Below are 8,276 nucleotides of genomic sequence, written 5' to 3' on the forward strand. Positions count from 1 at the left end.
CGTCCATCACATCACTTCATATGTTGCCATTCACAATCCGGGAGGATGTGCTGTTGCTCGGCAATCCATTGTTCTGTTGCCTTCATGCCACAGGCACTACACCCTTTACTTTTGCCGCTTTGGCAGAAATGTTTTGTATGAGAACAGGCAGGCGAAGCGCAACAATAACGGCGAATGCCCATAGCCCCTGTCCCGCAAGCGAGCATCCGTTCGATGACGAGTTTATGTCCACTCGGAAACGGCATGACCGTTTTTAATGAGAAATTGATCCCAGCCATCATCAATCTGGAAGAGAAGTTTTGCAGGTCGTGGTATGTGCATTGAGGGATTATAGCGAGTGAAGTTGTTTGAATAAAGCGCTACTGTGACAGAGTCTTAGCTCCCGCCATAGGCGGGCAACTGTTCAATAGTTATAGTGAAAAATGTTCTCTGACGATTTCACGACCTATTTCAATAGAAGCTGTCGCTGCTGGTGACGGGGCATTACATACATGTAGCGAACGTTTTCCTTTTATAAAATAGAAATCGTCTACGAGCTTCCCGTCACTGGTTAATGCCTGAGCACGGACACCCGCAGAGCCTGGATGTATATCAGCTTCACGTAAATCAGGGATTAGCTTTTGTGCATTTTGAGTAAACAGTTTGCGCGAATAAGAGCGGCGAAGTTCTGCCATCCCTTCACCAAAATAATGACCTGCTATTTTCCAAAAGCCCTTATAGGTGAGAACTTCAGCAAGATCTTTTAAGTTAATATCGCTTTTTTTATAACCTTCACGCTTAAACGCTAATACCGCATTAGGTCCAATGTCACGGTACCCGTTGTACATACGGGTAAAATGTACCCCTAAAAATGGAAAATCAGGGTTAGGAACGGGGTAAATGAGATGTTTTACCAGGTAGTTTTTATTGGCATTAAGCATAAAGTATTCACCGCGAAATGGAACTATTTTCATGCCAGTGTCATAACCTGCCATTTTAGCAATACGATCACTAAATAATCCTGCACAATTAATCAACCACTTACCTGTAAATTGGTTATTGGATGTCGTTACTGTGACACTATCGTCCGTTTCATTGATCGCCGTTACAGCTTGACCAAACGTAATTTTACAGCCACGAGATTGAATGATTTCAACGTGTTTTGCTGCAATTTCAGTATAATTAACAATTCCTGTATCAGGAACTAATAACGCAGCAATGCCATTAACATAAGGCTCTCGGGCTTTCAGTTCACCTTCAGTCATTTTGATCACTTCAAGCCCATTATCAATCCCACGCTGATAAATATTTTCTAATGCACTCAGCTCTTTTTCATTGGTAGCGACAATCACTTTGCCACAACGATCGTAATAAAGATTATGCTGTTGGCAAAACGCATAAGTGGTGATATTGCCTTGCTTAGCCAACCTTGCTTTAAGGCTTCCTGGCGTGTAATAAATACCAGAATGAACAACATTACTATTATGCCCACTTTGGTGAGCCGCAGGACAGAATTCTTTATCAATCACAAGTAATTTTAGTTCAGGTTGACTTTCTTGTAGCGCACTTGCAACCCCCAATCCGACTAATCCCAGCCCAATAATAATCACGTCATAAGTCATAATGTTATCCATTTTATAAATTAATAGGGTTCTTGCTGTCAGCTATTTAATTTGCCACGTACATTAGGGGGGGGGACAAATAATAAATTAGCATGTTTTTTGCTCAAAGTTGATTAGGTTTTTCAGGCTAATACCGTATCCTCATTGAATAATCGACTCATAAACGCAGACCGCTCGTGTACACGAAGCTCTCATTCATTGCGACGCAGCTATTCTTCAAGGGGGTCTATCGCATTAATAAATGAAATTAGCTAATATCGCGCTTTTATCGTGTGAACTCAGCCTGTCTTTAGTCCAAAAAGCCTTCATACGACATCATTGCCCAATGCGTTCGTTGGTATTTGGCTTATGCCTTAACCTCGAAGACATGGGTGGTTTAAATTACAAGCCTCCCTTGAAGGATACGAACTAGCTAAATTTCTTGAGTAGGGCTTGTGATCAAGAGACAGCCCGCATGCGGATAGTTATGATTTTAACTGACCTAGTGCTGATCATTTAAATATTTAGGTTCTTTAGGTAATTTAAAACAACAAAATAAGCAGATAACCAGCACTACCATTACATAGATAAAAAAGGTATTTTCCGCTCCAATGGCTTTAAATTGCAATGCAATAGACGGTGCTGAGCCACCAAATATCGCATTACCGATAGCATAAGAAACACCTACTCCTAGAGCACGCAGATGGGGCGGAAACATTTCTGCTTTTACCAACCCGCTAATCGACGTGTAAAAGCTGAGTAACATCATTAAGAATATTAGCAGTAAAGCAACGAGGATGGGGGATTGGGCGAAATGGCGCATACCTAATACCATCACTGGATAGATAAATGTAATCATCGACAATGTGAAGGTGATCATGGAAGCACGACGGCCTATCTTATCGGAAATGATGCCGAATAATGGTTGCATTATCATAAACACAAACAGTGAGGTGGTCATAATATAGCCGACAACTTTACTATCAATACCAATATTGGTGAGATAGGTTTTTGAATAAACGGTAATAATATAAAAGCATAATGATCCTGCAGCAGTATAGCCAATCACTAATATAAAAGATTGCCAATGTTGCTTTAGCAGGGCAATTAGAGATCCCGACTCTTGAGATTCTGCGGCATCATTACTTAGTGTTTCATCTAACTGCTTTCTCGCAATCAGTGACACAATAGCCGCAAAACCACCGAGAATAAAGGGGATCCGCCAAGCACCATCATGTAATTGTTGTTCACTGAGAAATGCTAACATGATGACACTGAGTAAGCTGGCAAGTAATTGTCCACCTGACAGAGTGACATATTGAAACGATGCAAAAAAACCACGTTGACCTTTAAGACCAAGTTCACTCATATAGGTTGCAACAGCTCCATATTCACCGCCAACAGATAAACCTTGCAGTAACCGCACTAATAGCAATAGTAGAGGTGCTAACATACCGATTTGATCATAAGTTGGGAGAGCTGCAAATAAAAAAGAACTAAAGCCCATTAAATAGATTGAGGCGACCATTGAACGTTTTCTGCCATGTCGGTCGGCAATACGACCAAATAGCCAGCTGCCAATTGGCCGCATAAAGAAGCTTGCAGCGAACACCCCCCAAACATAGATGGACTGAGTGAGAGGCTCCATAGTTTGAGGTGTGAGTGCCTTAGTAAAATATGCAGCGAACACTGCATAAATATAAAAATCAAACCATTCGACTAGATTGCCCGAAGCAGCCCCAACAATACCACGAATGCATTTTGCTTTTTCGTTTGCATCTAACGAAGCGTCCGTTTTTTTTACACTAATTTTGAGTATATTCAATTTACCACCATTGTAATCACATTAACAATACGTTAATTAATAGTGACATTTACTTATCTAGTCAATATTTGACTACCTAATAAATTAAATATTGAGATCAATCCTCTGTTTTTTAGGCTTCCAGCAAATAATAAATTAGCATTTTTTCATCCAAAGCTAATGAGGTATTTCAGGTTGAAAGCGTCTCAATATTGAATAATTGATTGATTAAAAAGAGTTTGTTGTGAGAACGGGCTTGTTGCAAAAATTACCTAAGTGAGAAACACTCACACTATTGATTATCGCTTTAGGTTAAATTCATGCCATCGAACGAGTTTAAATGGAAGCATTTTGCCCCCACTATCATCCTTTGGTGCTTGCGTTGGTATGGCTCTACCCCGCTAAGCTATGCTAACGTCAGTGATATGTTAGCCGAACGGGGTATCTCCGTTCATCGCTCTACCATTTATCGTTGGTTTATCGAATATTCGCCAATACTCCGTAAAAAACTCAAAAAATATCAATTCATTCGGGCTGTTTCCTCTTGGCAGCTCGATGAAACCTACGTCAAAGTGAACGGAAAATGGTGTTACCTTTACCGTGCAATAGATAAACACGGAGATACGCTGGATGTTTATTTTTCATCCAAGCGTAATCGGCATGCTGCCTATGAATTTCTCAAACGCGTATTAAAGCCTTATCCCTCCGAGCGGCAACCAAAAACCTTAAATACCGATAAGCACGCAGCTTACGGTTACGCCATCGCTCGCTTAATTAAAGAAGGGAAACTCCGCGCTGACGTGGAACAACGGCAAATCAAAACCCTCAACAACCGTATTGAATCGGATCACGCCCCGATAAAAAAGTTGATTGTTGCCACGGGCGGCTTCAAATCGGTGAAGCGGGCTTGGTCAACACTTCAAGGATTTGAAACCTTGCGAAAACTGAATAAAGGTCAATTTGATGACTGGTTACGTCGATATGAACCTGAATTTCGAGTGCGGGAGCGATCTGCCTTTATGAATCGATTATTCGATGTGGAGACCGTGTTAGCCTGAAACATCCAATGAGCTCTGAGCAAAAAACGCGCTAATTTATTATTTGCAACAAGCCCATCTGCCTTTATGAATCGATTGTTCAATGTAGAGACTGTTTTTGCGTGAAACATTCATCACTGTTGAGCAAAAAGCAGCCCTGGCGATTATTTGCAACAAGCCCTTTAAAAGGCACTGTTGCAAATAAAACTAGTTATAGCACGATTTATCATTTTGCTTCTTTTGTGGCGCATTCAAATAATCGACAACAGCCTTGTCCACACATGAGCTAATTCCCGATAACGCCAACGTGTGCCCATCTCCTTCTAGTGTAATCAATGCCCCCTTAAATTGGGTTGCCATATTTCTTGCGTTCAGCCATGGAGTAGTAGGGTCATGTCTCTGTGCAACAAAAAATAACTGAGGTAAGTCTACTGTGTTAATAGAGCGTCTAGTAAAAACGTTGCTCTTCCAAGGCCACAGATCGCACAGATCAAGAGCATCAGTTTGCTCTGGTAAGAAATTAATTGCTGGAAACGCTTCTCTTATTTTTCTTCTATAATCAAGAATATCGCTTCGACTGAGTTCAGGAGAAGAAAAGTCGGCACAAGTAATAGCAAGCAAAGCATCTGTGGAGTTATCTGAAGTTTCTTGATGATTATCCGAAGTAGAGTCAAAATCATGCGGGCTAAAAATATTCTGCTGGATCAATATATTATTCAGTTTTTCATCAATTTCTCCTTTACTAATTTGCTTTACTACTGTGGCTAGGTCGGGCCAATTCGACTTCCATAGCAATAATGAATAAGTTAATGTTATCAATTCTTGCGCTGATACTTGTACACCATCTAAGCCAGATAGAGGCGTGTAATATAGCTCATTTAAAAGTCTAGTATATTGCTGGGTTGCAACTACTTTATCAGCAGAAAGTGGGCATTCATTTTCTTTTGCACACCATGCAGCAAATCGCTCGAAAGATGCCTGATATCCTCTTTCTTGATTAATACGCATGATGAAAGTATTGCTAGCTTCTTCAATATCAACAACACCATCAAGGACCATGGCTTGAATGTTATTGGGAAAACGTTCAGCATAAAGCAAGGCAACCTGAGTGCCGTATGAATATGCCAGTGCCGTAAGTTTTGTATTACCTATCGCTTGCCGAATACGTTCGATATCGCTTACAGCTTCGTCTGTACCAATGTGCTTCAGAATATCAATGCCAGTATTTCTAATGCAGGAATTGAGTAAGTCTTGGCTGTAATTTTCGAGTGCTAGAGGTTCTTCTTCTATCGTACAGTTGATTATTGGCTTAGAACGCCCAACTCCTCTGGGATCGTATGCTACAATATCCCACGATTCATGTATTTCTTTGGCTGCCCCCTCGGTATCGAGCGGTGAATCAATACCTGAAATACCTGGTCCACCACTAATAACTACAAGAGAACCTTTACTTACTCCTTTAGCTGGAAGTTTAGTAAGAGCAAGTCTGACTTCATTGCTAGAACTAAGCTCATTAATATTTTTGTCATTAGTGTACTTTAACGGAACATTAATGTACCCACATTGTAGTATGGGGAGCGCAGGCTCTTTAAACCAGTCATTAAATTCTATATCTGAACAGTCTTGCCATTGAATTACTGAAGCTTCACTGCGAAATGATATAATTCCCATTAAAAAAAACATACATATAAATAACTTCATTTAACTACCTCCGAAACCATTGGTTAAATTATAAATAACTCAATCAGCTTATTTAGATTGAGATAATTCTTTTAGATAAAAAACCTTCGTTTTCTTTTATTAGCCTTCCATCGAAGCTATGTTATTCTGTAATAATACTGTGATTTATTAATTCAGCCTCTGATATACTTTTATTCCATTGGATAAAATCTTGGGTCGTGTATTCAATATGTAGATTATCATAATAGGTAATGTTCGCGTTCAATAAATGTGCCAATGATCTTGTCGTGCATTTCTGCTGACTTTGAGTAGCCTAATGTCTTACGATTAAGTCGCTTTAAGCGATTTCTCAAGTTCAAATTTTCTCTTTCTATTCGTTGTGTATAAAACTTACTTGCTACGTGTTTTTGTTTGGGCAATATCTCATAAGCACTGAACTTATCTGTGCACCAAAAAACCACATTAAACCGAGACAGTAAAGCCAGTAACTGTCGAAGAGTTCTCTTGTTTCGACGACCAAACGTATGCGCAATAATCCGTTTTAGGCGAGGCTCCCAAGCATACCAGAGCCAGCGTTGTTGCTTCTTATTAGCCACAAAAGACCACTGTTCATCAACTTCGCAAAGGAGTTCAATGTGCAAATTATCAAGGCGTAAAGACGTTACCTGCCGTGGCAAGAGTTTTTTAAAGTGCGAACAACCGCATTAATACTGATATGTAAGGCTCTGGCGGTATCACGAATACCGGCATTATTCATCGTGAGGTCAATAATTTTATCCTTTGTTCCTGGTTGGCAGGCGCGATATTCATAATCCAATTGGAAACTTCGGCTACAGCCTTGACAACGATAACGTTGATGGCCAGTACTTCCTAATCCATGTTTTTTCACTGGGGAAGTTTGTTGACAAAATGGGCACTTTACATCGACTTTAGCCATGAATATTCTCCGGTAAATTACCTTATATTACAGGTTGTTCACCGGATTGAATACATGACCAGATTTTGTAATATAGTATCCAAAGTAATAATTATTGGTATTTTTTAAATCACCAATCCATTTTTTTCTTTCCACTTATTCACTTTTTCAAATATACAGCTTAAATAAAGGATTACTACTCCTAATAGTAGCTGCTGTAGACTATATAATTCAGTACTTATTATGGATAAATAATCAGAGTTCCATTCATCAAGCATGGAATCAAAAAAAGTACGAATATAAACATTAGCAATATATCCAATAACAAGTATCAAACCTATATACTTTATATTTCTAATTCTACTTTTCGTAAATACATTCCCATTACGCACACCTCTACAGAAAAGATACATTTGAAATAGGACAAGAAAAATTACCAAATTGTCAATAATGAAATATAAATTATCGCCTGATGTCCACTCTATCACTTTTGCATCTTGAGGGAAATATTGATTATCACTCCCCGACCAAAACAATAAATAAGCACAAACAATCGGAAGAGTAAACATTAGAAATAATAGCGTACTCTCCAAGATCAGACACAACCGAACTTGTATTTTATGCGAGTGAGAAACATTCCTCATATTTGTCTCCTATAGGCTATGAACTTTAAAGTTAAATATTATTGATATTCGATAATTTGTCAAGATAAATTATCGAATATCAATAAATAAAAGGGCTTATTGCAAAAATTATCTAAGTGAAAAACACTGGCACTGTTGCAAATAAAATGGTGGGGCTGAGTTTTTGGCGCTCAGTTATATTACAGACCAAAAGCCCTGTTCACTAGACGCACTTCTCCTAATGGTTGCCAGGGGCTTGTTGCAAATAATCGCCAAGGCTGCTTTTTGCTCAACAGTGATGAATGTTTCACGCAAAAACAGTCTCTGCATTGAACAATCGATTCATAAAGGCAGATCGCTCCCGCACCCGAAACTGTAGTGGTCAACTAATATTGGCCACGCCATTAGACTGTTTGTAGAACAGCCGCTCTGATCCATTTGGGGTCAATCCCCCGTTATACCAATGAGGTCTGATCTCGCTGTAATAGCCTGTGATATAACGAATAATTCTGTGTTCTGCTTCTTTCAGGCTTCCATAACCCATTGAAGGCATCCATTCATGTTTTAAACTTCTAAAAAATCGCTCCATTGGGCTGTTGTCCCAACAGTTACCTTTTCGACTCAAACTTTGGACTA

General features: G+C 39.4%; 7 protein-coding genes and 1 pseudogene. 1 reads left to right on the forward strand and 7 read right to left on the reverse strand.

From position 1 onward, the window contains the following. Positions 1–17: 17 nt before the first annotated feature. The 3 genes and pseudogenes from AABS66_RS21370 to AABS66_RS21380 all read right to left on the reverse strand — a co-directional run. Positions 18–321 (reverse strand): annotated as a pseudogene (locus AABS66_RS21370) (transposase zinc-binding domain-containing protein); the annotation flags it as partial. 89 nt (positions 322–410) lie between these two features. After that, positions 411–1,613, reverse strand: coding sequence for an L-2-hydroxyglutarate oxidase (lhgO, locus tag AABS66_RS21375; protein ID WP_430225458.1), 1,203 nt, complete (start codon positions 1,611–1,613; stop codon positions 411–413). A 469-nt stretch (positions 1,614–2,082) separates the two neighbouring features. Further along, on the reverse strand, positions 2,083–3,405 hold the full coding sequence (locus AABS66_RS21380; RefSeq protein WP_430225459.1) for an MFS transporter: 1,323 nt from the start codon (positions 3,403–3,405) through the stop codon (positions 2,083–2,085). Positions 3,406–3,704: 299 nt separating this feature from the next. Between AABS66_RS21380 and AABS66_RS21385 the strand changes: the two genes are divergently transcribed. Then, positions 3,705–4,442 (forward strand): IS6 family transposase, encoded by a 738-nt coding sequence (locus tag AABS66_RS21385; protein ID WP_430225460.1) that lies wholly within the window; start codon positions 3,705–3,707, stop codon positions 4,440–4,442. Positions 4,443–4,628: 186 nt separating this feature from the next. Here the strand turns inward: AABS66_RS21385 and AABS66_RS21390 are convergent, their stop codons facing one another. The 4 genes from AABS66_RS21390 to AABS66_RS21405 all read right to left on the reverse strand — a co-directional run. Beyond that, entirely contained in the window at positions 4,629–6,122 is a 1,494-nt protein-coding gene (locus tag AABS66_RS21390) for an alpha/beta fold hydrolase (RefSeq protein WP_430225461.1), read from the reverse strand. Positions 6,123–6,340: 218 nt separating this feature from the next. Beyond that, positions 6,341–7,038, reverse strand: a protein-coding gene (locus AABS66_RS21395) for an IS1 family transposase (RefSeq protein ID WP_430225462.1) whose coding sequence is annotated in 2 segments (ribosomal slippage) — positions 6,341–6,789 and positions 6,789–7,038 — 699 coding nt in all. Because the reading frame shifts where the segments join, the coding sequence is not laid out codon by codon here. Positions 7,039–7,142: 104 nt separating this feature from the next. Then, positions 7,143–7,661, reverse strand: a complete 519-nt coding sequence (locus AABS66_RS21400; protein ID WP_430225463.1) for a DUF2975 domain-containing protein — start codon at positions 7,659–7,661, stop codon at positions 7,143–7,145. Positions 7,662–8,022: 361 nt separating this feature from the next. Continuing rightward, on the reverse strand, positions 8,023–8,276 hold a 254-nt coding region (locus AABS66_RS21405; RefSeq protein WP_430225464.1), incomplete at its 5' end, for an integrase core domain-containing protein.

It is taken from the genome of Providencia sp. SP181 (assembly GCF_050446505.1).
Lineage (GTDB): Bacteria > Pseudomonadota > Gammaproteobacteria > Enterobacterales > Enterobacteriaceae > Providencia > Providencia vermicola.

What these genes read in the sequence shown, in the direction of transcription:
- lhgO (WP_430225458.1), bottom strand. Translation starts at nt 1,613, where the DNA reads ATGGATAACATTATGACTTATGACGTGATTATTATTGGGCTGGGATTA.
- AABS66_RS21385 (WP_430225460.1), top strand. Translation starts at nt 3,705, where the DNA reads ATGCCATCGAACGAGTTTAAATGGAAGCATTTTGCCCCCACTATCATC.
- AABS66_RS21390 (WP_430225461.1), bottom strand. Translation starts at nt 6,122, where the DNA reads ATGAAGTTATTTATATGTATGTTTTTTTTAATGGGAATTATATCATTT.
- AABS66_RS21400 (WP_430225463.1), bottom strand. Translation starts at nt 7,661, where the DNA reads ATGAGGAATGTTTCTCACTCGCATAAAATACAAGTTCGGTTGTGTCTG.